The organism is Streptomyces sp. NPDC050610, assembly GCF_040654875.1.
GTDB lineage: Bacteria > Actinomycetota > Actinomycetes > Streptomycetales > Streptomycetaceae > Streptomyces.
Genome location: NZ_JBFAIV010000006.1, coordinates 123,093 through 146,811, shown reverse-complemented (window position 1 = coordinate 146,811; position 23,719 = coordinate 123,093). Strand labels below are relative to the sequence as shown.

The following is a 23,719-nucleotide window of genomic DNA, read 5'->3' as shown; positions in this document are numbered from 1 at the left end:
GAACCCCGTCATGACACGCCCCCGCCCCGCTCGCACAGCGCCGCGAGCCGGTCCCAGCCACGGGCCCGCCGGAACCCGTCCGGGCCCCACAGCGCGGCCGGTACGGTCGTGACGAACCCCGCCGCGTCCCGGTCGAGGACATGCACCTCGGCGATACGCCGCCGGCCCGAGCCGTTCCGCACCAGATGGATCACCACCGCCAGCGCCGCCGCCAACTGGCTGTGCAGCGCCGCCCGGTCGAGGCCCGCCGACGAACCCAGCGCCTCCAGCCGCGCCGGAACATCGCCCGCCGCATTCGCGTGAACCGTTCCGCACCCGCCCTCGTGGCCCGTGTTGAGGGCCGCCAGCAGATCCGTGACCTCGGCCCCGCGGACCTCTCCCACCACGAGGCGGTCCGGGCGCATCCGCAGCGCCTGCCGCACCAGATCCCGCAAGGTGACCTGCCCCGTGCCCTCCTGATTCGCGGGCCGCGTCTCCAGGCGCACCACATGTGGATGGTCCGGCCTCAACTCGGCGGAGTCCTCGGCCAGCACGATCCGCTCCCCCGGCCCGACCAGGCCCAGCAACGTGCTCAAGAGCGTCGTCTTGCCCGAGCCCGTCCCGCCGCTGATGACGTACGAGAGCCGGGCCGCCAGGATCGAGCGGAGCAGCCGCTCCCCGCCCGGCGGCACCGTCCCCGCCGCGACCAGCTCCGACAGCGCGAAGGCTCTCGGCCGCACCACGCGCAGCGACAGGCACGTGCAGCCCACGACGACCGGCGGCAGCACCGCGTGCAGCCGGGTGCCGTCGGGCAGCCGGGCGTCCACCCAGGGACGGGCGTCGTCCAGCCTGCGCCCGGCGACCGCAGCGAGGCGCTGGGCGAGCCTGCGCACCGCCGCGGCGTCGCCGAAGGCCACGTCCGTACGCTCCAGCCCCGCACCGCGGTCCACCCACACCTCGTCCGGCGCGGTGACCAGCACATCGGTGACCTCGGGCTCGGCCAGCAGCGGCTCCAGGGGCCCCGTCCCCACCAGCTCGGACCGCAACCGCGCGACGACCTGGAGCACTTCGGCGTCCCCCAGCAGCCGCCCCTCCTGCCTCAGGGCTCCGGCGACCCGCGCGGGCGTCGGCTCCGCGCCGCTCTCCGCGAGCCTGAGCCGCACCGCGTCCAGCAGTTCGGCGCTCATGCGGCCACGCTCCCGCCGCCTGCGAGCGCCTGCGCCCAGAATTCCCCGCAGAACAGCGCCAACGGCCCCCGCTCGCTGCTTCCGGGCGGAGCGCCGGCCGTCAACGCCTCCCGCAGTCCGGGCTCCGGCGGCAGTTCCCCGGCCAGTGGCAGCCCCAGCAGCCGCGCGATCTCCTCGTCGTCCAGCCCAGGTCCGCACGGGGTGCGCACCACCGCCCGCAGGTCGTCCAGCACCATGCCCGCCATCGACGCGACCCGGTGCGCCGCCGCGACGGCCCGCAGATCCCCCGGCACCACCAGCAGCCCCACGTCCACCTGCCGGAGCGCTTCCATGGTCGCGTCGTCGCCGCGTCGCGGCAGGTCCACCACCACGGTGCCGCCGCGCCGCCGGGCGGCGGCCAGCACGGCGTGCATCGCGTCGGGCGGCACGATGGTGGCATCGCCGCGGTCCCAGCTGAGCACCCGCAGGGAGTGCAGTTCGGGCAGCGATTCCTCCAGCGCGCCCCCGCCCACCCGACCGCGCGAGCGGGCGAAGGCGGGCCAGCGCAGGCCCTCGGTCTGCTCGCCGCCGAGCAGGACGTCCAGTCCGCCGCCCAGCGGATCGCCGTCGATGAGCATGGTGCGCTCCCCCGTGCGGGCCGCGGTCAGGGCCAGGGCGCAGGCGAGGGTGCTCGCTCCCGCTCCGCCCCGGCCTCCGATGACTCCGACGGTGAGCGCCTGGCGGCCCACGCCTTCCACGACATCGGCGAGACGGTCCACGAGCCAGGTCTCGCCGTCGGGCAGCAGCACCACGTTGCGGGCGCCGATCATCACGGCCCGGCGCCATACGTCGGGGTCGTCGAGGTCCCGTCCGACGAGGACGACGCCCTCACGGCGCGCGGCCCCGGCCAGCCTCGGCACGCAGTCGTCCCCGACGAGAACCAGCGGCGCGGCCTCCCAGCTCCCCCTTCGCGCGGGGATCCCATGCGCCACCTCGGGCACGGCGCCGGCCGCCGCGCACAGGCGCAGCAGATCGTCGAGGAGCTGCTCGTCCTCGGTGATGATCAGTGGTGCACTCGGTCCCGCACCGCTTCCCGACCATTGATCGGACGCGTTGGTTCCGGCCACGGTCCTCCCCCTCTCACTACGCGTTCTCGCATCCGCGAACTCCGCGGAACGCCGCGAGGAATCACCGTGCAGCGAAGTGGGAAATTGTGTGGATCTTGCTCCAAAACTGTGGACAACTCAGTCGTTGTGAATATCCCAGTCACCTATACCAGTGACTTCCGGAGCGCAGCCTGGCGATTACGGTCAGTGACGGGTATGACTGAAGATCGACGCACGACCGGCGGGTTCGGAGCCTGGCGAGAGGGGGCGGAACGATCTGGAGCGGACGGTAAAAACACGTCCGGACATGCGACGACCCCCGCCGGGGGGGAGAGCGGGGGTCGTCCCCACGGCCGACTCGGGGGGGGAGGAGTCGGACCGGGTTAGACACGGTCGCGAACGATCCGTGACTTCCATGGTGTACCCGAGACCCTTCTCAGGCAAACCCACACGCCCCAGCTTACGCCGAATGGAGGGCCTCTATGCTCAGCCTCGTGGAAAACCACTCGCTGCCCCGGACAGCCGCCTTCTTTGATCTGGACAAGACGGTCATTGCGAAGTCAAGCACTCTCACCTTCAGCAAGTCCTTCTACCAAGGTGGCTTGATCAACAGGCGTGCCGTGCTGCGAACCGCCTATGCGCAGTTCGTCTTCTTGGCGGGCGGAGCCGACCACGATCAGATGGAGCGGATGCGGGAGTATCTCTCCGCGCTCTGCCGGGGCTGGAACGTACAGCAGGTCCGGGAAATCGTCGCCGAGACGCTTCATGAACTCATCGACCCGATCATTTATGACGAGGCAGCCTCCCTCATCGAGTCGCACCACGCCGCCGGGCGCGATGTCGTGATCGTCAGCACCTCCGGTGCGGAGGTCGTCGAACCGATCGGCGAGCTGCTCGGCGCCGACCGGGTGGTGGCCACCCGGATGGTCGTGGCCGACGGCGTCTTCACCGGCGAGATCGCCTACTACGCCTACGGCCCGACCAAGGTCGAGGCCATCAAGGAGCTCGCCGGGACCGAGGGGTACGACCTCTCGCGCTGCTACGCCTACAGCGACTCGGCGACCGACGTGCCGATGCTCGAATCCGTCGGCCACCCGCACGCCGTCAACCCGGACCGCGCGCTGCGCCGCGAAGCGCTGGCCCGCGACTGGCCGGTCCTCTCCTTCACCCGTCCGGTCCAGCTGAAGAAGCGGGTGCCCGCGCTGTCCGTGCCCTCGCGCCCGGCACTCGCCACGGCGGTCGCGGTGGGCGCTGCCGCCGCCACCGCGGGGCTGGTCTGGTATGCCAGCCGGCGCCGGGCACCCAGTGCCCGTATCCGTAGCATTTGAATCCAATTGCAGATATCTGCGGTGAGGGGTTCCGCTTGCCGCATCAGAGGAGTAGAAAGGACTTACGGCCCGCGAGACCAGGGACATCCGAGAGGAAGCCCTCAACGCACCAAGGCCCCACGGACCGAGCACGAATTCCGGGCACCCACGCGACGCCGACCCGTCGATTACGGGCCAGCCGCACCAGGTAACGGGCGAAGTTCCCCGACCTGATGGGCAAATATCGAGCACGCACTGGTAACCCGGCGGCCGTGCCAGCGGCGGTATCAGAGCTTTATGGATACCGCCGCAACCTTGTGTGCGACGACGCGAGTTCCGGCGTCGCGGACGCCCATCAGGCCGCGCCGCGCTGGAGTGCCTCGCATACGGCCGTACTCTCCCGCACCCCCAGCTCGACAGCCCGACCGCAATGCGTGATCCACGCCGCCATGCCCTCCGGGGTGCCGGAGACGTAGCCGTCGAGCGCCGCCGCGTACGCCGCGCGCCCCAGCTCCGCGTGGCCCACCTCGGCCGGGCAGATCGATTTGGGGTCCAGGCCGCTGCCGACGAGCACGACCCGTTCGGCCGCCCGGGCGACGAGGCCGTTGCACGAGCCGAAGGGGCGCAGCGCGAGCAGCTCGCCGTGGACCACGGCGGCCGTCACCAGCGCCGGCGCCTCGCTCCCCGCGATCAGCAGCCCGGCCAGCCCGTCGAGCCGGCCCGCCACCTCGTCGGCACCGGGAAGCTCCACCTCGATCAGCGGCTCCGCGACCGGTTCGCCGGCGAGCCGGGGCCGTCCCACCGTCTCGTCCGGCTGCGCGCCGCCCGCCGCCACCAGGTGCAGCCGGGCGAGGGCCCGCAGCGGCGACTGGCGCCAGACGCTCAGCAGCGTGCCGGCCTCGGCGGTCAGCCGCAGGGCCGCGCCCACCGTGCGCGGCTCGTCCCCGGCCCCGAAGTCCGTGCGGCGGCGCACCTCTTCGAGCGCCCAGTCGGCGCCGGACAGCGCCGCGGAGCCGCGCGCCCCGCGGAGCGCCGCCTCCGAGGTGACCTCGTTGCTGCGGCGGCGCATCACGCGGTGCCCGTAGACGCGGTCCACGGCCTTGCGGACGGTGCCCACGGCCTCGGCTACGCCCGGCAGGGAGCCCAGGGTGGCGAGCGGATCGACTGTCGTACTCATGGGTACGACCCTACGCACTCCGCGCCCACACCCCCCGAACGAGTGGTCTTCTTCACTCGGCACTCTCACTTTCCGCAGGCGCGCACCTACTGTTGGTGAACATGAAGATCGCTTTCGTAGGCAAGGGCGGCAGCGGCAAGACCACGCTGTCCTCGCTGTTCATCCGCCACCTCGCCGCCGCCCGTACGCCCGTCATGGCCGTGGACGCCGATATCAACCAGCACCTGGGGGCGGCCCTGGGGCTGGACGAGGCGGAGGCCGCCGCGCTGCCCGCGATGGGCGCCCAACTGCCGCTGATCAAGGACTACCTGCGCGGCACGAATCCGCGCATCGCCTCCGCCGCCACCATGATCAAGACAACCCCGCCGGGCGGGGGCTCGCGGCTGCTGCGCGTCGGCGAGGACAACCCGGTCTACGCGGCCTGCGCGAGGACCGTCCGGCTGGACGACGACGCCGAGGTCCAGCTGATGGCGACCGGCCCGTTCACCGAGTCCGATCTGGGGGTGGCCTGCTACCACTCCAAGGTCGGGGCCGTGGAGCTGTGCCTCAACCACCTCGTCGACGGCCGCGACGAGTTCGTCGTCGTCGACATGACGGCGGGCAGCGACTCCTTCGCCTCCGGGATGTTCACCCGCTTCGACATGACGTTCCTGGTCGCCGAGCCCACCCGCAAGGGCGTCTCGGTCTACCGCCAGTACCGGGAGTACGCGCGGGACTTCGGCGTCCGCCTGAAAGTCGTCGGCAACAAGGTGCAGGGCCCGGACGACCTCGCCTTTCTGCGCGACGAGGTCGGGGACGACCTGCTCGTCACAGTCGGCCACTCCGACTGGGTGCGCGCCATGGAGAAGGGCCGGCCGCCCCGCTTCGAGTTCCTGGAGGAGCCCAACCGGCTCGCACTGCAGACCCTGCGGGACGCCGCCGACGGGTCGTACGAGGGGCGCGACTGGGAGCGGTACACGCGCCAGATGGTGCACTTCCACCTGAAGAACGCCGAGAGTTGGGGGAACGAGCGGACAGGGGCCGACCTGGCGGCGCAGGTCGACCCCTCCTTTGTGCTCGGCGAGGAGTGTTCGGCTACTCCGCAGCCTGCTTGAGCGGACGCTCCGGCCGGGAGTCGGGGAACCGCTCCCAGCCGGTCTTCGGCCGTTCGCCCACGTCCAGTTGCCGCAGGTGGGCGAGCTTCTTCGGGTCCTGCACGTCAAGCCAGTCGGCGAGCTGCTTGAAGGAGACGCAGCGCACGCCCGCCTTCGGACAGACTGTCTTGATCATGTCTTCGACGGCGCGCATGTACGTGCCGCCGTTCCAGGACTCGAAGTGGTTGCCGATGAACATCGGCGCCCGGTTGCCGTTGTAGGCGCGGTCGAAGCCCTTGAGCAGCCCGTCCCGCATCTGCTTGCCCCAGGCCGCGTGACGCGCGGGGTCGCCGCGGGTCGTGCCGGACTGGTTGGCGAGGAAGTTGTAGTCCATCGAGAGGGTCTCGAAGGCGCGGCCGGGAACGGGGACTTCCTGGAGGGGGAAGTCCCAGACCCCGTCGATCTGACGGGGCCAGACCTGGCGGCCGCCTACGGAACTGGAGTCGTAGCGGAGCCCCATGGACTTGGCGGCCGGGATGAGGTTGCGCTGGCCCTCCAGGCAGGGCGCCCGGCCGCCGACGAGCGCCTTGCTGTAGTCGAAGGGCAGCGGTTGTCCGCCCTTGAGGCCGGAGTTGGTCTTCCAGTCCCTGACGAACGACTCGGCCTGGCGGATCTCGCTCTTCCACTCTTCTGGCGACCAGGTGCCGACGCCCCGGTCCGGCCCGCAGAAGTGGCCGTTGAAGTGGGTGCCGATCTCGTTGCCGTCCCGCCAGGCCCCGCCGAGCTGTTCAGCGGTGTCCTTGATTCCCTTGACGTCGTTGAAGCCGATGTCGGAGGCGCCGGGCGCGTGCTTCGGCGGGTGGTAGAGCTCCTTCTTGGCCCCGGGCAGCAGGTAGACGCCGCTGAGGAAGTACGTCATCGTCGCGTCGTACTTCTTGCCCACCTCTCGGAAGTGGGAGAACAGCCGCTGCTTGTCCTGGCCGGCGCCGTCCCATGAGAAGACGACGAACTGCGGGGGCTTTTCGCCGGGTTTCAGCCGCTGCGGCTTGGGCTGGAGCGGTTGGGACCCGGTGTCGGCGGTCGAACCGTCGCCGATGAGCCGGGCCGGGCGCGGGGCGGCTTTGGGGGCGGCCGGTCCCTTGCGTGGCGCTTCGTCCTTGGTACCCGAGTCCCCCGAGCAGCCGGCCGCTCCCGCGGCCAGCGCCGTCGTCACTAGAACCCCCACTGCGGCTCTCCATGGTGCCGCCATCAGCCCACCTCTTCCTTTGTTCGCTCAGTTGAGCAGAGGGAATAAAAATCACATATATGACAAAAGGAAAAGATGACGACAAGCTGCGATCAAGGGAACTTCACCCGATAGGAGGAATAGCACCCCCAAATGACCAGCGAGACTTCCACTCGCCTTTACTCTCCATTACGGTCTGTTTACCGAGCGTTGAGAATCACCCAGCCTTGCAGCCGCTCCCGCCGCTGCACGCCGTGACCCACGGCCGCGCCCACGCGCGACCGCGCCGCCCCGACGAAGACGGGAACGACCATGCAGACTCAGCCGTCTCAGCCGCCCCACTCCTCACCGGCCCACTCCCCACCGGGCCACTCCCCACCGGCCCCTTCCTCGCCGGTCAACGGGATCCCGCGGCCTCGCCGCCGGCCTTCAGCGGACCGTTGGCGCCGTGACCTGTCCGCCTCGGTCACCATCTTTCTGATCGCCGTCCCGCTCTCCCTCGGGATCGCGCTCGCCACCGGCGCGCCGCTCCGCGCCGGGCTCGTCGCCGCCGCGGTGGGCGGCATCGTCGCCGGGCTGCTCGGCGGGGCCCCGCTCCAGGTCAGCGGAGCGGCGACCGGGCTCGTCGTGGTGACCGCCGAGCTGGTCCAGCAGTACGGCTGGCGCGCCACCTGCGCGATCACCGTCCTCGTCGGCCTGACCCAACTCGCCCTGGGCGCGCTGCGGGTGGCTCGTGCGGCGCTGGCCGTCAGCCCGGCGATCATGCACGCGATGCTCGCGGGCATCGGCGTCACGATCGCGATCGGCCAGCTCCACGTCGTGCTCGGCGACAGCCCCGACAGTTCGGCGCTGAGCAACCTCGCCGCGCTCCCCGGAGAGTTGGCACACCCGCAGACAGCCACCCTGCTGATCGGCGCGGTGACCGTGGCCGTGCTCGTCGCCTGGCCCCGGTTGCCCGGCCGGATCGGCCGGTGGGCCCGTACGGTCCCGGCACCGCTCGCCGCCGTAGCCGTGGCCACGTCCGCGAGCGCCGGGGTGACGCTGCCCCGCGTCTCGCTGCCGGGCTGGGAACTCCAGGCGCTGCCCGCGCTCCCCTCGGGGCCGCTGCTGGGGGTGGCCGCGGCCGTCCTGACGGTCACGATCGTCGCGAGCATGGAATCGCTGCTGTCGGCGGTCGCGATCGACAAGCTCGCGGCCGAGCGGCCCGGGCCCGGTGTCGGCCGCTCCGGGCTGAATCGCGAACTGGCCGGGCAGGGCACGGCGAATGTGGTGTCCGGCCTGCTCGGCGGGCTGCCGATCGCGGGCGGCGCGATCCGGGGTTCCGCCAACGTCAAGGCCGGCGCCGCCTCCCGTAGCTCCACGGTGCTGCACGGCGTCTGGGTGGTATTGGGCGCGGGTCTGGCGGCTGGGGTTCTGGAGCTGGTTCCGCTCGCCGCGCTTGCCGCGCTGGTCATGGTGGTCGGCGTGCAGATGGTGAGCTTCGCGCACATCAGACACGTACAGCGGCACCGGGAGTTCCCGGTGTACGCGGCCACGCTCTGCTCGGTGGTCGTCTTCGGGGTGCTGCAGGGCGTGGCGGCCGGGATCGCCGTGGCCGCCCTCACCGCGCTGCGGCGGCTGGCCCACACCCGTATCACCGTCACGCAGGAGTCGGACCGCCATCGGGTCGTGGTCGACGGCCAGTTGACGTTTCTGGCGGTCCCCAGGCTGACCCGGGCGCTCGCGCAGGTGCCGACGGGCGCGAACACGGTGGTCGAGCTGAGCGGGTCCTTCATGGACCACGCCGCGTACGACGCGCTGCAGTCCTGGTCCAACGGGCACACGGCACGCGGCGGCTGGGTGCGGCTGGGCGGCCGGGCAGGGCAGCCGTTCGCGGAGCCTGCCGGCGCCCACGCCTGCCGTCCCTGGACGCCCTGGCACAACCACCACTGCGTACGGCCGGGCGGGGCCCCGCCCGCGCAGGGGGGCGGTCGGCAACTGCTGGGCGGCGTCACCGCGTTCCAGCGTCATACGGCCGCGCTCGTACGGCCCGAACTGGAGCGGCTGGCCCGTGAGGGGCAGCGGCCCACCCAGCTCTTCCTCACCTGCGCCGACTCCCGCCTGGTGACCAGCATGATCACGTCCAGCGGACCGGGCGACCTGTTCACGGTGCGCAATGTCGGCAATCTGATGCCGCCGCCCGGCAGCGACGCCTCGTGCGACTCCGTCGCGGCCGCCGTGGAGTACGCGGTCGAGGTGCTGAAGGTCGACAGCATCACCGTGTGCGGCCACTCCGGGTGCGGTGCGATGCAGGCGCTCCTCGACACCGCCGGGACCGCCGCCGCTGAGCCGAAGGCGCCGGCTGGCACGCCCGGTGGGCGGAAGGCCCGTCGGAAGGCTGCGGCGACTTCCGTTCCCGGGCCTTCGGCTGTCGGCTCCGCTGACGGTGCCCCCGCCCCGCTCCCTGCCCTTGGCCCGGCTCCCGACGGCGCGGCGGCTGACCTGCCCGTAACGGCCGACGCACACCCCGGACCAACCGCCGAGCCCGTACCGACAGCCGCACACCCCGGACCGGCTGCCGAGTTCGTACCGGCCGCCGCGCGTCCCGGGCCGGTCGCCGGGGGCGAGTTCGAGCCCGTGCCAGCCGCGGAACGGCCCGTACCGGCGACGCAGCCCGGGTCGGCCTCGCCAGGCGTGCCGAGATCGTCGGCCGACTCCGCCGAGCCGACGCCGCTCGACCGTTGGCTGCGGCATGGGCGGCCGAGTCTGGCCCGGCTTCAGCGCATCGGCCGGCTGGGGCGGGGTGAAGTCGCGCTGGCCGACCGGCCGGTGAGCGATGACGTGGAGCGGCTCGCGCTCGTCAACGTGATGCAGCAGTTGGATCACCTGATGGCGCACGCGTGCGTCGCCCGTCGGGTGGCCGAGGGCAGGCTGCAACTCCACGGCATGTACTTCCATGTGGCCGAGGCGCAGGCATACGTGCTGGACGAGCGGGAGAGAACGTTCACGGCCGTACGTCCCGAGGTACTCGACCCGGTCTGACCAGGCCGATCGGATGCCGACCACGCTCCAGTCGGGCCTCGGCCCGGCCCCTGCGCGGCCTCCCCCGGACCGTCCGCGACCTCTCATGGCCTCTCCCCCGCCGCCGGTCCTCGACCATCGGCGTTCGCTGGTTCACCCGTTCGCGGGATAGCGGGCAGCCGTCGGCCGGGGGCGGGCGGGGCTCGGCGGGGCAGGCAGCCATGACAGGTCTAAACCAATTTTCCCGACAACCCTTGTCAGGGCATACCGCAGGCTGATGAGCTAGGCCCTGGGATACAACGGGCACCCTGGGATTGGGAGATGTCGTGAGCAAAGAAAGCCTGGCCAACCTCATGAAGGAGGAGCGCCGTTTTGCACCGCCTGCCGAGCTGGCCGCCGCCGCCAACGTCACGGCGGAGGCGTATGAGCAGGCCAAGGCTGACCGGCTGGGCTTCTGGGCCGAGCAGGCCCGTCGGCTGAGCTGGGAGACCGAGCCCACCGAGACGCTGGACTGGTCGAACCCGCCGTTCGCCAAGTGGTTCGCGGACGGCAAGCTCAACGTGGCGTACAACTGCGTCGACCGGCACGTCGAGAACGGCCTCGGCGACCGCGTCGCCATCCACTTCGAGGGCGAGCCGGGCGACACCCGTTCGATCACCTACGCCGAGCTCCAGCGCGAGGTCTCCAAGGCGGCGAACGCCCTGATCGAGCTGGGCGTGCAGACCGGCGACCGGGTCGCCATCTACCTGCCGATGATCCCCGAGGCGGTCGTCGCGATGCTGGCCTGCGCCCGTATCGGCGCGCCGCACTCGCTCGTCTTCGGCGGCTTCTCCGCCGACGCGCTGGCCACCCGCATCCACGACGCCGACGCCCGCGTCGTCATCACCGCCGACGGCGGCTACCGGCGCGGCAAGCCCTCCGCCCTCAAGCCCGCCGTCGACGAGGCCCTGACCCGCCCCGGCACCGAGAACGTGCGCAGCGTCCTCGTCGTCCGCCGCACCGGGCAGGAGGACGTCGCGTGGGCCGAGGGCCGCGACGTGTGGTGGCACGAGATCGTGGAGCGGCAGAGCGAGACGCACGCCCCCGAGGCGTTCGACGCCGAGCACCCGCTGTTCATCCTCTACACCTCCGGCACCACCGGTAAGCCGAAGGGCATCCTGCACACCACGGGCGGCTACCTCACCCAGGTGTCGTACACCCACAACGCCGTCTTCGACCTCAAGCCGGAGACGGACGTCTTCTGGTGCACGGCCGACGTCGGCTGGGTGACCGGACACTCGTACATCGTCTACGGGCCGCTCTCCAACGGCGCCACCGAGGTCCTCTACGAGGGCACGCCGGACACCCCACACCAGGGCCGCTGGTGGGAGATCGTCCAGAAGTACGGCGTGACGATCCTCTACACGGCCCCGACGGCGATCCGCGCCTGCATGAAGTGGGGCGACGACATCCCCGCCAAGTTCGACCTGTCCAGCCTGCGGGTGCTGGGCTCGGTGGGCGAGCCGATCAACCCCGAGGCGTGGATCTGGTACCGCAAGCACATCGGCGCGGACCGTACGCCCGTGGTCGACACCTGGTGGCAGACCGAGACCGGCGGCATCATGATCAGCCCGCTGCCGGGCGTCACCGAGACGAAGCCCGGTTCGGCGCAGGTCGCGGTCCCGGGCATCGCAGCGACCGTCGTGGACGACGACGCCAACGAGGTTCCCGACGGCGCCGGCGGCTACCTCGTCCTGACCGAGCCGTGGCCGTCGATGCTCCGCACCATCTGGGGCGACGACCAGCGCTACCTGGACACCTACTGGTCCCGCTTCGAGAACCGCTATTTCGCGGGCGACGGCGCCAAGAAGGACGACGACGGCGACATCTGGCTGCTCGGCCGGGTCGACGACGTGATGCTGGTCTCCGGCCACAACATCTCGACCACCGAGGTCGAGTCGGCGCTCGTCTCGCACCCCAAGGTCGCCGAAGCCGCGGTGGTCGGCGCGACCGACCCGCAGACCACGCAGGCCATCTGCGCCTTCGTCATCCTGCGCGGCGGCGTCGACGCCGAGGACGCCGGCCTGGTGGAGGAGTTGCGGGCGCACGTGGCCAAGCAGCTCGGCCCGATCGCCAAGCCCAAGCGCATCATGCCGGTCGCGGAGCTGCCCAAGACCCGCTCCGGCAAGATCATGCGCCGCCTGCTGCGCGACGTCGCCGAGAACCGCACCCTCGGTGACGTGACCACGCTGACCGACTCGTCGGTCATGGACCTCATCCAGGCCAAGCTCCCGGCCGCCGGCAGCGAGGACTAGGCAGGACGACGACCCCGCCCCCGCCAAGGGGGCACGGCCCCCGCAAGGGGGTCACAGCCCCGCCAAGGGGCACGGCCCCGCCAAGGGGGTCACAGCCCCGCCAAGGGGCACGGCCCCGCCAAGGGGGTCAGGGCTGTACGAGCGAGGGGCACCCGGACTGTCACCGGGTGCCCCGTTCGCGTTCTCAGGAAGGGCCGAGCGGCCCTTATGCCCGTAAAGTACGGATCACCGGATTCGTCCTCGCCTACACCAGGTAAAGTGTGCGACGCGTCAACATAACGCTAAGAAATGCACTCTGGTGAGCCGGGAAGTCTGGTCGGCAACTGCCTCAGCTGTGCCCTCAGCTGCCGAACCCCACCGGAGGCCGCCGACGTGACCGCGCCCAAGACCCGCCGCTCCACCTTCCTCGGACGACTGTCCCTGCCCGAGCGGAACTACATCGCCGAGGCACTGCGCACCGAGACGGTCGGCGGTGTCCTGCTGCTCGCCGCCGCCGTCGCGGCCATCGTCTGGGCGAACACCCCGCTGCGCGAGAGCTACGAGTCGTTCCGCGGCCTGCATCTCGGCCCCTCCTCGCTCGGCCTCGACCTGTCCATCCAGCACTGGGCCGCCGACGGGCTGCTCGCCGTCTTCTTCTTCGTCGCGGGCATCGAGCTCAAACGCGAACTAGTGGCCGGCGAGCTGCGCGAACCGAAGGCCGCGATCCTGCCCGTGGTCGCCGCGGTCTGCGGCATGGCCGCGCCCGCGCTGGTCTACTTCACCGTCAACAAGATCGGCGACGGCGCGCTCGGCGGCTGGGCGGTGCCGACCGCCACCGACATCGCCTTCGCGCTCGCCGTCCTCGCGGTCATCGGCACCTCGCTGCCCTCCGCGCTCCGCGCGTTCCTGCTCACCCTCGCCGTCGTCGACGACCTCTTCGCGATCCTGATCATCGCGGTCTTCTTCACCTCGCAGCTCAACTTCGTCGCCCTCGGCTTCTCCGTGCTGGGCCTCGCCGTCTTCTGGCTGCTGCTGCGCAAGGGCGTCCGCGGCTGGTACATCTACGTGCCGCTGGCCCTGGTCAACTGGGCGCTGATGTACAACAGCGGCGTCCACGCGACGATCGCCGGCGTCGCCATGGGGCTGATGCTCCGCTGCACCACCCGCGACGGCGAGCAGCACTCCCCCGGCGAGCACATCGAACACCTCGTACGGCCCCTGTCGGCCGGGCTCGCGGTGCCGCTGTTCGCGCTCTTCTCGGCAGGCGTCGCCGTCTCCGGAGGCGCGCTCTCGGACGTGTTCAGCAAGCCCGAGACGCTCGGCGTCGTCCTCGGCCTCGTCCTCGGCAAGGCGATCGGCGTCTTCGGCGGCACCTGGTGCGCCGCCCGCTTCACCAGGGCCGAGCTGAACCCGGACCTCAAATGGCCGGACGTGCTCGCCGTGGCCTCGCTGGCGGGCATCGGCTTCACGGTGTCCCTGCTGATCAGCGAGCTGGCGTTCGCCGACGACCCGCTACTGACGGACGAGTCGAAGGCCGCTGTGCTGATCGGCTCGCTGATCGCGGCCGTACTGGCCAGCGTGCTGCTCAAGGTGCGCGACAACAAGTACAAGAGGCTCTGCGCGGACGAGGACCGCGACGAGGACCAGGACGGCATCCCCGACGTCTACGAGCAGGACAACCCGGACTACCACCTGCGGATGGCGGCGATCCACGAGGCGAAGGCCGCCGAACACCGTCGGCTGGCCGAAGTCGCCTCCACACCCACCGCCGGGGACGATGGTCCGGCATGATCTGAGAGGCTTTAGGTCGCTGAGCCGAAGATCCGCTGAAGATCTGCTGATGGTCCGTTGGAAACGAAGAGGGAGCAGGCGATGAGCACAGCCGACGACGGCGCGAGCCGCAGCCTCGGGCAACTGGTGGCCGCGGCCACCGCCGACCTGTCCGCGCTGGTGCACGACGAGATCGCGCTGGCCAAGGCCGAGCTGCGGCAGGACGCGAAACGGGCGGGCATCGGCGGCGGCGCCATCGCGGCGGCCGGCGTGCTGGCGCTCTTCGCGCTGCCCGTGCTGAGTTTCGCCGCGGCGTACGGCATCCACAACCTCGGCCTCGGGCTCGCCTGGTCGTTCCTGATCGTCGGCGGCGCGTTCCTCGTCGTGGCCGCGATCCTCGGGCTGCTGGCCGTCGCCAAGTTCAAGAAGATCAAGCCGCCGGAGAAGTCCATCGCCTCGGCGAAGGAGACGGCGGCCGTGCTGCAGAGCGTCAAGCCGCACCCGCGTCCGGCGATCGAGGCCACCCGTACGGGCGCTTCTGTGACACGCTCGGCTGTATGACGGTCCCCGATACCTCCGCGGCGCCCGCGGCCGCCGGCTCGGCTGCGGCCGCCGCGCTCACCGCGCCCTCCGCGGTCGTACGTCCCGACGGCCCCTGGAGCCACCGGGACGTCGCGGCCAACGGTGCGCGGTTCCACATCGCCGAGATGGGCGAAGGCCCGCTGGTACTGCTGCTGCACGGCTTCCCGCAGTTCTGGTGGACGTGGCGGCACCAGCTGCCCGCGCTCGCCGACGCCGGGTTCCGCGCGGTGGCGATGGACCTGCGCGGCGTGGGCGGCAGCGACCGTACGCCCAGGGGCTACGACCCCGCCAACCTCGCGCTCGACATCACCGGCGTGATCCGTTCGCTCGGCGAGCCGGACGCGGCGCTGGTGGGGCACGACCTCGGCGGATACCTGGCGTGGGTGGCGGCCGTGATGCGGCCGAAGCTGGTGCGGCGGCTGGCGGTGGCCTCGATGCCGCATCCGCGCCGGTGGCGCGCGGCGATGGTCTCGGACGTCAAGCAGAGCGCCGCGAGTTCGTACATCTGGGGGTTCCAGCGGCCGTGGCTGCCCGAGCGCCAGCTGATCGCGGACGACGCGGCGGCGATCGGGCGGCTGATGCGCGACTGGTCGGGCCCGCGCGTACCGGGCGACGAGGCCGTGGACGTCTACCGGCGGGCGATGTCGATCCCGTCGACGGCGCACTGCTCGATCGAGCCGTACCGGTGGATGGTGCGGTCGATCGCACGCCCGGACGGCATCCAGTTCAACCGCCGGATGCGACGGCCGGTGCGGGTGCCGACGCTGCATCTGCACGGCTCGCTCGACCCCGTGATGCGCACCCGCAGCGCGGCGGGCTCCGGTGAGTACGTCGAGGCCCCGTACCGCTGGCGGCTCTTCGACGGGCTGGGGCACTTCCCGCACGAGGAGGACCCGGTGGCGTTCTCGGCCGAGCTGGTGAACTGGCTCAAGGACCCGGAACCGGACCGTTAGGCGGAGGGCGGGGCCGTAGGCCGGAGGGGCGCGAGGGGGCTCGAAGGGGCTCGAACGAACCCCGGGCTTCGCCGCCTTCGAACCGGCCTTCGGTACGGACCACCGGTACGGACTACCGGTACGGATCCTCGGGACGGACCCTCGAAACGCGCCCTCGGAACGGGCCTGGAGCGGTCAACGTCCGCCGGACGCAGGTCCACGATCGGGGGAATGTAGCGGGGCCGCATCTCGTGAGGCGGCGCCGGCCGCATGGCGCTCCGAGCTCGTCGGACGGCTCAACGGCCCCGCATCCGACCGTCCGCCCCAAGCGAACACGCGTCCTTCGAACAGCCAATTGCCTGGCGCATAGGCCAATTGACGGGCCCCCAGGCGATTACGAACCCTGCGAGAGGGGCACTTAGCTCGGTATGGGCTGGACGCACGACTACCGTGACCTGACTCAGGAGCGCGGCGCCGATGGCGATGCCGCGCTGAGCGTTGCCGACAGGGGTGGTTCCCCGCGAAGCGTGGGCCATGACCCCCGGATCGGCATTCCACGCATCATCCGGCGCCGCGCGCGGTGGGTGTCGGCGCGGCTGCGCCACCCGCGAAGCCGCTAGCCGCTCCCCGGCCGGGCCGGGTCCCTGAAGCGGCGGATTCGGAGCGCCCTCTGAAACGGCGGGCCCGTAGGGCTCCTGAAGCGGCGTGCCCCGAGAGTCGCCTGAAGCAGCGGGGCCGGAGCGCCCCTTGCAGCGGCGGGTTCGGTGAGCCGCCTAAGGCCGACTACCGGCCCTGGAACGGCTCCTCGTCCCACGCCCCGCCACACCGCGCCGCCTCAGAGCGCGCAGCCCTCGCTGTCGACCTGACGCGTGGCCGTACGGCCCTTGCCGATGTCCTCCCGGACCTCGTCCGCCGTGAGGGCGTACCCCGTGTCGGCGTCGTCCAGGGACTTGGCGAAGACCACGCCGTAGACGCGGCCGTCCGGGGTGAGCAGCGGGCCGCCGGAGTTGCCCTGCCGTACGGTCGCGAACAGGGAGTAGACGTTCCGTCGGACCGTGCCCCGGTGGTAGATGTCCGGGCCGTTGGCCTGGATGCGGCCTCGGATGCGGGCGGCGCGCACGTCGTACGCGCCGTTCTCCGGGAATCCGGCGACGATGGCGCTCTTGCCGCTCGACGCGTCCGGCGTGGAGAAGCGCAGCACCGGCGCGTTCAGCGACGGCACGTCCAGGACGGCGATGTCGCGCTTCCAGTCGTAGAGGACGACCGTCGCGTCGTGCAGCCTGCCCCGGCCGCCGATCTGGACCGTGGGCTCCTTGACGCCGCCGACGACATGGGCGTTGGTCATCACCCGGTGCGGCGCGAAGACGAAGCCGGTGCCCTCCAGGACCTTCCCGCAACTGGGCGCGGTGCCGACGACCTTGGCGATGGAGCGCTGCGCGTCCCTCGCCACGGGGCTGGCGACGAGCTTGGGGTCGGGGGCCGGAACGTCGGTGATGGGCTCGTTGGAGAAGGGCGCGAAGACCTGCGGGAAGCCGTTCTGCGCGAGGACGGAGCTGAAGTCCGCGAACCACGTGTCGGCCTGCTGCGGAAGGACCCGGGCGACGCCGAGCAGCACCTTGGAGTTGCGGACCTCCTTGCCGAGCGTCGGCAGGGAGGTGCCCGCGAGGGCGGAGCCGATCAGCCAGGCGACCAGCAGCATCGCGACGACGTTGACGAGCGCGCCGCCGGTGGCGTCCAGGGCGCGCGCCGGTGACCAGGTGATGTAACGGCGCAGCTTGTTGCCCAGGTGGGTGGTGGCCGCCTGGCCGACCGAGGCACAGACGATCACGATGACCACCGCCGCGATCGCCTCCCAGGTGCTGGGCGACGTCTCGTCGGTGGCGCTGTGCCAGATCACGGGGAGCAGGTAGACGGCGACGAGGCCGCCGCCGAGGAATCCGATGACCGAGAGCACGCCCACGACGAAGCCCTGCCGGAAGCCGACGACCGCGAACCACACGGCGGCGAGCAACAGCACGATGTCCAGCACGTTCACCGAAAAAAGCCTCGCCTTGGTGTCGTCATGTTGTCGTAGGACCGCCCCGGGCCCGCCGTACGGGCGTCGGGGCGCCGTGCTGGGTCACCGTCTCACGCACGCCCGTCGAGCGGCACCCGCTTCTCCCGGTCCCAGGGCAGCTCCCAGCCGGAGTAGTGCAGGATGCGGTCGATGACGCTGGCCGTGAACCCCCAGACCAGAGTGTCGGCGACATGGAAGGACGGGCCTCGGTGGCCGCTCGGGTGCACGGTCGTGGCCCGGTTGGCGGGGTTCGTGAGGTCGGCGACCGGCACCGCGAACACCCGCGCCGTCTCGCGCGGGTCGACCGGCGCGACGGAACTGGGCTCGCGCCACCAGCCGAGCACGGGCGTCACCACGAAGCCGCTCACCGGGATGTAGAGCCGCGGCAGCACGCCGAAGACCTGGACGCCGGACGGGTCGAGGCCGGTCTCCTCCTGCGCCTCGCGCAGGGCCGCGCGCAGCGGGCCCTCGCCGTTCGGATCGCCGTCCTCGGGGTCGAGGGAGCCGCCGGGGAACGACGGCTGCCCGGCGTGCGAACGCAGGCTGCCCGCCCGCTCGGTGAGCAGCAGCACGGGGCCGCGGGCGCTGTCGGCGCCGTCGCTCTCGCCGCCGTCTCTCCTGCCGCCTTCTCGCCGACTGACGTCTCTCCTGCCGGTGTCGACGCCACCGCCGCTGTCGTCGGCTCCGGCACCGCCTCCATCTCCGTCACCATCCCCGAAGAGGACGAGCACGGCCGACTGCCGGCCACCCGTCTCCGGGGGCAGAAAACGGCTGAGCTGCCGCGGTTCGATCGTCTCGGCCGCCCGCGCCACAGGCATGAGCCACTGCGGCAGCCCCTGCGTGCTGACGACGGCCGCGCCGCCGTACGTACTCGTCACTCCACCTCCACAGCGGCGCCCAGCGGCGGGGCCGGCTTGCCCGGATAGTCGGCCGGGGGCTTGAGCCGCTGCCCCGGCCGGCCGCCCATTTCGTACTTCAACAGCTTCTCGGCCTTCTCCGGGTCCGTCTCGCCCTCCCCGTACGACGGGCAGAGCGGCGCGATCGGGCAGGCGCCGCACGCGGGCTTGCGGGAATGGCAGACACGGCGGCCGTGGAAGACGACGCGGTGCGAGAGCATCGTCCACTCGCTCTTCGGGAAGAGGTCGCAGACGACGGCCTCGACCTTTTCCGGGTCGGTCTCGTCCGTCCACTTCCAACGCCGCACGAGCCGCCCGAAGTGCGTGTCCACGGTGATGCCCGGCACTCCGAAAGCATTGCCCAGTACGACGTTGGCGGTCTTGCGGCCGACGCCCGGCAGCGTGACCAGGTCCTCCAGGCGGCCCGGCACCTCGCCGCCGAAGTCGTCGCGCAGGGCCGCGGACAGGCCGAGCAGCGACTTCGCCTTGGCCCGGAAGAAACCCGTCGGCCGGATCAACTGCTCCAGCGCCTCGGGGTCGGCCGCCGCCATGTCCTCCGGTGTCGGGTAGGCGGCGAAGAGAGCGGGGGTGGTCTGGTTGACCCGCAGGTCCGTGGTCTGGGCCGAGAGGACCGTGGCGACCAGGAGCTGAAAGCTGTTCTCGAAGTCCAGCTCGGGGTGGGCGTACGGATAGACCTCGGCGAGCTCGCGGTTGATCCGGCGCGCCCGGCGCACCAGCGCGAGCCGCGACTCGCCCGCGTGCGACTTGCCACTCCCGCTCTCGGGCGGTTTGCTGCTGTTGGCCGCTCTCGTCTTCTTCTCGGGCGTACGTTCGCCCAGGGCGGAATCACGGGGCGCGGCAGCCCGCCCCGTCCCTTTGTCGGGGGGACCTCCGGGCCCCATTCCCTGTGCTCTCACCGGCGTATTGGACACTCGGCCAGACTAAAGCCCAGCACTGACATCCGCCCCGACCGCAGCGAATCCGCAGCCCAATCGGACCCCTGCCGTACGGTCCGGGACGCCGGTGCGTCAAACTTGTGATTGATCGCACTGTTTTATCGTCCGGCATGATGGGGACCACGGTCCTCTGTGCATGTCGACAAGGAGAGATCTCGTGGACGACGTTCTGCGGCGCGCCCCGCTTTTCGCGGCGCTCGATGACGAGCAGGCCGCTGAGCTGCGCGCCTCCATGGGTGAAGTCACCCTCGCGAGGGGTGACGCCCTGTTCCACGAGGGTGACCCCGGAGACCGGCTCTACGTGGTCACCGAGGGGAAGGTGAAGCTCCACCGCACCTCCCCCGACGGCCGGGAGAACATGCTGGCCGTCCTCGGCCCCGGCGAGCTGATCGGCGAGCTGTCGCTGTTCGACCCGGGACCGCGCACCGCCACCGCCAGCGCTCTCACCGAGGTCAAGCTCCTCGGTCTGGGCCATGGCGACCTCCAGCCCTGGCTCAACGCCCGGCCGGAGGTGGCCACCGCCCTGCTGCGCGCCGTCGCCCGCCGTCTGCGCCGGACCAACGACTCGATGTCCGACCTCGTCTTCTCCGACGTGCCCGGGCGCGTGGCGAAGGCGCTCCTCGACCTGTCGCGCCGCTTCGGCGTGCAGTCCGAGGAGGGCATCCACGTGGTGCACGACCTCACCCAGGAGGAGCTGGCGCAGCTCGTCGGCGCCTCTCGGGAGACGGTCAACAAGGCCCTCGCCGACTTCGCGGGCCGCGGCTGGCTGCGCCTGGAGGCGCGCGCCGTGATCCTGCTGGACGTGGAGCGGCTGGCGAAGCGCTCGCGCTGAGCCACCAGCTGAGCCATACGGGCGTACGGGCCTACGGGCGGCCTTCGACGTGCGGAGCGCGCGTCGGCTGGACCGTACAGGCCTACGGGCCGTACACGCGCGCCGCGCCCCCCCTGAACGCACGAATGAACGCACGAAGGGCCCGCCGGAGATCCGGCGGGCCCTTCGCTCATGCGTGAACGTGCCGTACAACGCCGTCAGCAGTGCCAGGACGCCCGTACGCGCGGCCGGCGAGGCGGCGGGGCCATCGGGCGCGCTTCAAGCTCTCCAGGCGGGCTTCGCGGTCCGCCGTCCGGCTGTCGCTCTGGTCGCCGCGCCGCACGAGCAGCGCGAACTCGCCGCCCGAAACGGAATCAATCCCATGTCGCGGCACGGGACTCGACGGCCCACGGGGAAGGCCGGAACCGTGCCGCGACATGATGACGGTACCCGATCGCGCGAGTGCGCAACAAGAGCTTGCGTGCAATCAATCGCAAGGTCCGGGAGGGTGAACCGACGACAACTCAGGCGTACGCCTTGTCGGCACCGGCCCCGCGCACCCCGGAAGGGACTTGGGGGGATCATGGGTAGATTTTGAGCAACTTCATGAACCCGAATGAATTTTAATATTGCGCACTCGCGCGCAATTTGCAGTTCCTTCACACGCTCCACACAGGCTCTTGGGCCTTATTCCATGCGGTCACCCCAGACGCACATTTCGCTCGCGCACGCGCGTTAGTCTGTTGCGCGGATGGAGGGAGCGGACTCGACCATGAAGGACACCCTGGAGGAATTCGCGGCCTGGATGGAGGACCTCATGAGGTCCCGTGGCTACGACATCGACCACCCCCGTGGCGGTGGCCGATCCAAGATCGCCGACGATGCGGGGGTACACCGCGCGGCCGTCACCCGGCTGCTGCAGCGGCAGAGCATGCCCGACCTGACCACGATGCGCGGCCTCGCGAGGGCGCTCGACGTCCCCGTGCGCGACGTGCTCATCCAGTCCGGGAAGCTGACCGAAGACGACCTGCCCCTACCCGTGACGCAGCCTCGGCACAGCACAGCGGGCAGCCGGCGGGTCACCCTGGAAGAGGCCGCCGAGCTCCTCGGCGTCCCCGCCGAGCGGCGGGCGCTCTTCCTTCAAGTGGCAGCCCCTTTCCTGCCGGCGGAGGAAGGCACGGCCCAACGACGGCAGACAGCGGGGGCCGACTGAGGCGCGGACGCCGACGACCGACGGAGGGAAAGCGGGGGCCGACGGCCGGGCCGGGGACGGCCACGCCGCCGGCCCCGGCCCGTAAGGCACTCGACGCACCGGAACCCGCAAGACCGGAATCCGTAGAACCGGAATCCGTAGATCCCGAACCTGGCGTCAGAGCAGCCCGTGCTCGTCGAGATACTCCAGCTGAGCCCGTACGGACAGCTCGGCCGCGGGCCACAGCGTGCGGTCCACGTCCGCGTAGACATGGGCGACGACCTCGGACGGCGTCCGGTGGCCGTCCTCGACGGCCGTCTCCACCTGGGCGAGCCGCTTCGCGCGGTGGGCCAGATAGAACTCGACGACGCCCCGGGCGTCGTTCAGCACCGGCCCATGGCCCGGCAGCACCGTGTCGACGCCGTCGTCGACCGCCAGCGAGCGCAGCCGCCGCAGCGAGTCCAGGTAGTCGCCGAGCCGCCCGTCCGGGTGGGCCACCACGGTCGTGCCGCGCCCCAGGACCGTATCGCCGGTCAACACGGCCGAGTCGGCCGGGAGGTGGAAGCAGAGGGAGTCCGCGGTGTGGCCCGGAGTGGGCACGACGCGCAGCTCCAGGCCGCCCGTGGTGATCACGTCGCCCTCGCCCAGCCCCTCGTCGCCCAGGCGCAGCGCCGGGTCCAGCGCGCGTACGCGCGTACCGGTCAGCTCGGCGAAGCGCGCCGCGCCGTCCGCGTGGTCGGGGTGGCCGTGGGTGAGGAGGGTGAGCGCGACGCGCTTGCCGGCGCGCTCGGCGGTGGCGATGACGTTCGCCAGGTGCCCCTCGTCCAGGGGGCCGGGGTCGACGGCGACGGCGAGGTCGGAATCGGGCTCGGAGATCAGCCAGGTGTTGGTGCCGTCGAGCGTCATCGCGGACGGGTTCGGCGCCAGTACGCAGACGGTGCGGTCGGTGGCGGGGCCGCCGATGACGCCGCCGCGCGGTTGGCCGGGAAGTGCTGCCGCATGGGTCATGATCAGGCCCCCGTGGAGGTGTTGTCGCCCGCGCCGCCGATCCGCGCGTTCCCAGCGGCGGCGTCGGCTGCGTCGGCGTCGGCGTCAGAGGTATCGGCGGTGCCGGCGGCATGCGGATCGGTGCGTTCCGCGATGCGTTTGGTGAACTCGTCGTGCCCCGGCCAGCTCAGCACCAGTTCGCCCCCTTCGAGGCGGGCCTGCGCCAGTACGGGCGCGAGATCGCGTTCCGCCGCGGAGCCCAGTGCCTCGGCGACCGTTCCGTACGGCTCCAGGGAGCGCAGCGTGGAGATGGTGGGCGGCATCATCAGCAGGTCGCCCCGGTCGTACCCCTCGGCGGCCTCGGCCGGGCCGGTCCAGACGGTGCGGTCCGCCTCGGTCGAGGCGTTGCGGGTGCGCTGGCCCCGCGGCAGCGCCGCCGCGAAGAACCAGGTGTCGTAGCGGCGTGGCTCGAACTCCGGGGTGATCCAGCGCGCCCACGCGCCGAGCAGGTCGGAGCGCAGGACGAGGCCGCGGCGTTCGAGGAAGTCGGCGAAGGACAGGTCGCGGGCGACGAGGGCGGCGCGGTCCGCCTCCCAGTCGTCGCCCGTGATGTCGCTGACGACGGTGTCCGGGGCCGGCCCCGCGAGGAGCACGCCCGCCTCTTCGAACGTCTCCCGGACCGCGGCGCAGACGATCGCCTGCGCGATCGCCTCATCCGTCCCCAGCCGCCCGGCCCACCGAGCCCGCGAAGGCCCCGCCCAGGCCACGGGCCGCTCGTCCCGCGGGTCCACCGAGCCGCCCGGATAGGCGTACGCGCCCCCGGCGAAGGCCATGGAGGCGCGCCTGCGCAGCATGTACACGGAGATCCCGCCGGGCTCGCCGGCCCCGGCGTCCCGCAGCAGCAGCACAGTCGCCGCCCGCCGCGGCTCGGCAGGCGTCAGCGCGCCGCTCGCGAGCGCACGGATCCGGTCCGGCCACTCCGGCGGGTACCACTGGCCATTGGTCGAGGACGACATGGCCGGATGCTATGCGCTCACGCCCCGATGTTCGAGAGGGCCGAGCTCATCGGAGCTGCCTCCGATGAGCGCCGCACCAGCCGGAACGGCCCCCGGCCGTGCGGGGCGGGCCTGCGGCCCGAGGCTCGCGGGCGAACGCCCGCCCAAACCAAACCGACCGACCAACCGACCGGCCCGGCGCTTACGGACCGCCGTCCGCCGAATCCAGCTCATCA

General features: G+C 71.6%; 19 protein-coding genes. 10 read left to right on the top strand and 9 right to left on the bottom strand.

The features are described from left to right. Positions 1-8: 8 nt before the first annotated feature. Both AB0I22_RS10035 and ssd read right to left on the bottom strand, forming a co-directional pair. Positions 9-1,166, bottom strand: coding sequence for a TadA family conjugal transfer-associated ATPase (locus tag AB0I22_RS10035; protein ID WP_363130212.1), 1,158 nt, complete (start codon positions 1,164-1,166; stop codon positions 9-11). Next, positions 1,163-2,272 (bottom strand): septum site-determining protein Ssd, encoded by a 1,110-nt coding sequence (gene ssd / locus AB0I22_RS10030; protein ID WP_363130211.1) that lies wholly within the window; start codon positions 2,270-2,272, stop codon positions 1,163-1,165. Before ssd ends, AB0I22_RS10035 begins: the two co-directional genes overlap by 4 nt. Before the next feature lie 461 nt (positions 2,273-2,733). Here ssd and AB0I22_RS10025 point away from each other — a divergent pair, with 461 nt between their 5' ends. Then, complete coding sequence (locus AB0I22_RS10025; RefSeq protein WP_363130210.1) at positions 2,734-3,579, top strand: HAD family hydrolase; 846 nt, start codon at positions 2,734-2,736, stop codon at positions 3,577-3,579. Positions 3,580-3,913: 334 nt separating this feature from the next. Here the strand turns inward: AB0I22_RS10025 and AB0I22_RS10020 are convergent, their stop codons facing one another. Beyond that, positions 3,914-4,735, bottom strand: coding sequence for an oxidoreductase (locus tag AB0I22_RS10020; RefSeq protein WP_363130209.1), 822 nt, complete (start codon positions 4,733-4,735; stop codon positions 3,914-3,916). A 101-nt stretch (positions 4,736-4,836) separates the two neighbouring features. Between AB0I22_RS10020 and AB0I22_RS10015 the strand changes: the two genes are divergently transcribed. Further along, on the top strand, positions 4,837-5,829 hold the full coding sequence (locus AB0I22_RS10015) for an ATP-binding protein (RefSeq protein ID WP_363130208.1): 993 nt from the start codon (positions 4,837-4,839) through the stop codon (positions 5,827-5,829). Here AB0I22_RS10015 and AB0I22_RS10010 read toward each other — a convergent pair. After that, entirely contained in the window at positions 5,810-7,060 is a 1,251-nt protein-coding gene (locus tag AB0I22_RS10010; RefSeq protein ID WP_363130385.1) for a hypothetical protein, read from the bottom strand. The genes AB0I22_RS10015 and AB0I22_RS10010 overlap by 20 nt on opposite strands. Before the next feature lie 285 nt (positions 7,061-7,345). Here AB0I22_RS10010 and AB0I22_RS10005 point away from each other — a divergent pair, with 285 nt between their 5' ends. From AB0I22_RS10005 to AB0I22_RS09980, 6 genes are all read left to right on the top strand, one after another. Then, positions 7,346-10,054, top strand: a complete 2,709-nt coding sequence (locus tag AB0I22_RS10005; protein ID WP_363130207.1) for a SulP family inorganic anion transporter — start codon at positions 7,346-7,348, stop codon at positions 10,052-10,054. A gap of 305 nt (positions 10,055-10,359) precedes the next feature. Next, on the top strand, positions 10,360-12,327 hold the full coding sequence (gene acs, locus AB0I22_RS10000; RefSeq protein WP_363130206.1) for an acetate--CoA ligase: 1,968 nt from the start codon (positions 10,360-10,362) through the stop codon (positions 12,325-12,327). A gap of 372 nt (positions 12,328-12,699) precedes the next feature. Next, positions 12,700-14,097 carry a Na+/H+ antiporter NhaA gene (nhaA, locus tag AB0I22_RS09995; protein ID WP_363130205.1) on the top strand — a complete coding sequence of 466 codons (1,398 nt, stop codon included), beginning with the start codon at positions 12,700-12,702 and terminating at the stop codon, positions 14,095-14,097. An 81-nt stretch (positions 14,098-14,178) separates the two neighbouring features. Next, positions 14,179-14,637, top strand: a complete 459-nt coding sequence (locus AB0I22_RS09990; protein ID WP_363130204.1) for a phage holin family protein — start codon at positions 14,179-14,181, stop codon at positions 14,635-14,637. Beyond that, positions 14,634-15,611, top strand: coding sequence for an alpha/beta hydrolase (locus tag AB0I22_RS09985; protein ID WP_363130203.1), 978 nt, complete (start codon positions 14,634-14,636; stop codon positions 15,609-15,611). Before AB0I22_RS09990 ends, AB0I22_RS09985 begins: the two co-directional genes overlap by 4 nt. Before the next feature lie 407 nt (positions 15,612-16,018). After that, the gene (locus AB0I22_RS09980) at positions 16,019-16,210 is read left to right on the top strand and encodes a hypothetical protein (RefSeq protein WP_363130202.1); all 192 of its coding nucleotides are present in this window, start codon (positions 16,019-16,021) and stop codon (positions 16,208-16,210) included. Between the two features lie 215 nt (positions 16,211-16,425). Here AB0I22_RS09980 and AB0I22_RS09975 read toward each other — a convergent pair whose 3' ends face one another. The 3 genes from AB0I22_RS09975 to nth form a co-directional block, all read right to left on the bottom strand. Next, complete coding sequence (locus AB0I22_RS09975) at positions 16,426-17,625, bottom strand: MarP family serine protease (protein WP_363130201.1); 1,200 nt, start codon at positions 17,623-17,625, stop codon at positions 16,426-16,428. A 92-nt stretch (positions 17,626-17,717) separates the two neighbouring features. Beyond that, a complete protein-coding gene (locus tag AB0I22_RS09970) occupies positions 17,718-18,464 on the bottom strand; it encodes a CoA pyrophosphatase (protein WP_363130384.1) in 747 nt (248 codons plus the stop codon). 56 nt (positions 18,465-18,520) lie between these two features. Further along, positions 18,521-19,444 (bottom strand): endonuclease III, encoded by a 924-nt coding sequence (gene nth, locus AB0I22_RS09965; RefSeq protein WP_363130383.1) that lies wholly within the window; start codon positions 19,442-19,444, stop codon positions 18,521-18,523. Positions 19,445-19,655: 211 nt separating this feature from the next. Here nth and AB0I22_RS09960 point away from each other — a divergent pair, with 211 nt between their 5' ends. Beyond that, entirely contained in the window at positions 19,656-20,330 is a 675-nt protein-coding gene (locus AB0I22_RS09960; RefSeq protein ID WP_363130200.1) for a Crp/Fnr family transcriptional regulator, read from the top strand. Positions 20,331-21,081: 751 nt separating this feature from the next. Beyond that, positions 21,082-21,522: a helix-turn-helix transcriptional regulator gene (locus AB0I22_RS09955; RefSeq protein WP_363130199.1), complete on the top strand. Its 441-nt coding sequence runs from the start codon at positions 21,082-21,084 to the stop codon at positions 21,520-21,522. Between the two features lie 156 nt (positions 21,523-21,678). Here the strand turns inward: AB0I22_RS09955 and AB0I22_RS09950 are convergent, their stop codons facing one another. Beyond that, positions 21,679-22,509: an MBL fold metallo-hydrolase gene (locus tag AB0I22_RS09950; RefSeq protein WP_363130198.1), complete on the bottom strand. Its 831-nt coding sequence runs from the start codon at positions 22,507-22,509 to the stop codon at positions 21,679-21,681. A 2-nt stretch (positions 22,510-22,511) separates the two neighbouring features. After that, entirely contained in the window at positions 22,512-23,504 is a 993-nt protein-coding gene (locus AB0I22_RS09945) for an NUDIX hydrolase (RefSeq protein WP_363130197.1), read from the bottom strand. Positions 23,505-23,719 lie beyond the last annotated feature (215 nt).

Bases quoted from the DNA above. Each gene is read 5' to 3' on its own strand.
- AB0I22_RS10035 (WP_363130212.1), bottom strand. From the start codon at position 1,166: ATGAGCGCCGAACTGCTGGACGCGGTGCGGCTCAGGCTCGCGGAGAGC.
- AB0I22_RS10025 (WP_363130210.1), top strand. From the start codon at position 2,734: ATGCTCAGCCTCGTGGAAAACCACTCGCTGCCCCGGACAGCCGCCTTC.
- AB0I22_RS10020 (WP_363130209.1), bottom strand. From the start codon at position 4,735: ATGAGTACGACAGTCGATCCGCTCGCCACCCTGGGCTCCCTGCCGGGC.
- AB0I22_RS10015 (WP_363130208.1), top strand. From the start codon at position 4,837: ATGAAGATCGCTTTCGTAGGCAAGGGCGGCAGCGGCAAGACCACGCTG.
- AB0I22_RS10005 (WP_363130207.1), top strand. From the start codon at position 7,346: ATGCAGACTCAGCCGTCTCAGCCGCCCCACTCCTCACCGGCCCACTCC.
- AB0I22_RS09990 (WP_363130204.1), top strand. From the start codon at position 14,179: ATGAGCACAGCCGACGACGGCGCGAGCCGCAGCCTCGGGCAACTGGTG.
- AB0I22_RS09985 (WP_363130203.1), top strand. From the start codon at position 14,634: ATGACGGTCCCCGATACCTCCGCGGCGCCCGCGGCCGCCGGCTCGGCT.
- AB0I22_RS09980 (WP_363130202.1), top strand. From the start codon at position 16,019: ATGGGCTGGACGCACGACTACCGTGACCTGACTCAGGAGCGCGGCGCC.
- AB0I22_RS09970 (WP_363130384.1), bottom strand. From the start codon at position 18,464: ATGCCTGTGGCGCGGGCGGCCGAGACGATCGAACCGCGGCAGCTCAGC.
- nth (WP_363130383.1), bottom strand. From the start codon at position 19,444: ATGGGGCCCGGAGGTCCCCCCGACAAAGGGACGGGGCGGGCTGCCGCG.
- AB0I22_RS09955 (WP_363130199.1), top strand. From the start codon at position 21,082: ATGAAGGACACCCTGGAGGAATTCGCGGCCTGGATGGAGGACCTCATG.
- AB0I22_RS09950 (WP_363130198.1), bottom strand. From the start codon at position 22,509: ATGACCCATGCGGCAGCACTTCCCGGCCAACCGCGCGGCGGCGTCATC.
- AB0I22_RS09945 (WP_363130197.1), bottom strand. From the start codon at position 23,504: ATGTCGTCCTCGACCAATGGCCAGTGGTACCCGCCGGAGTGGCCGGAC.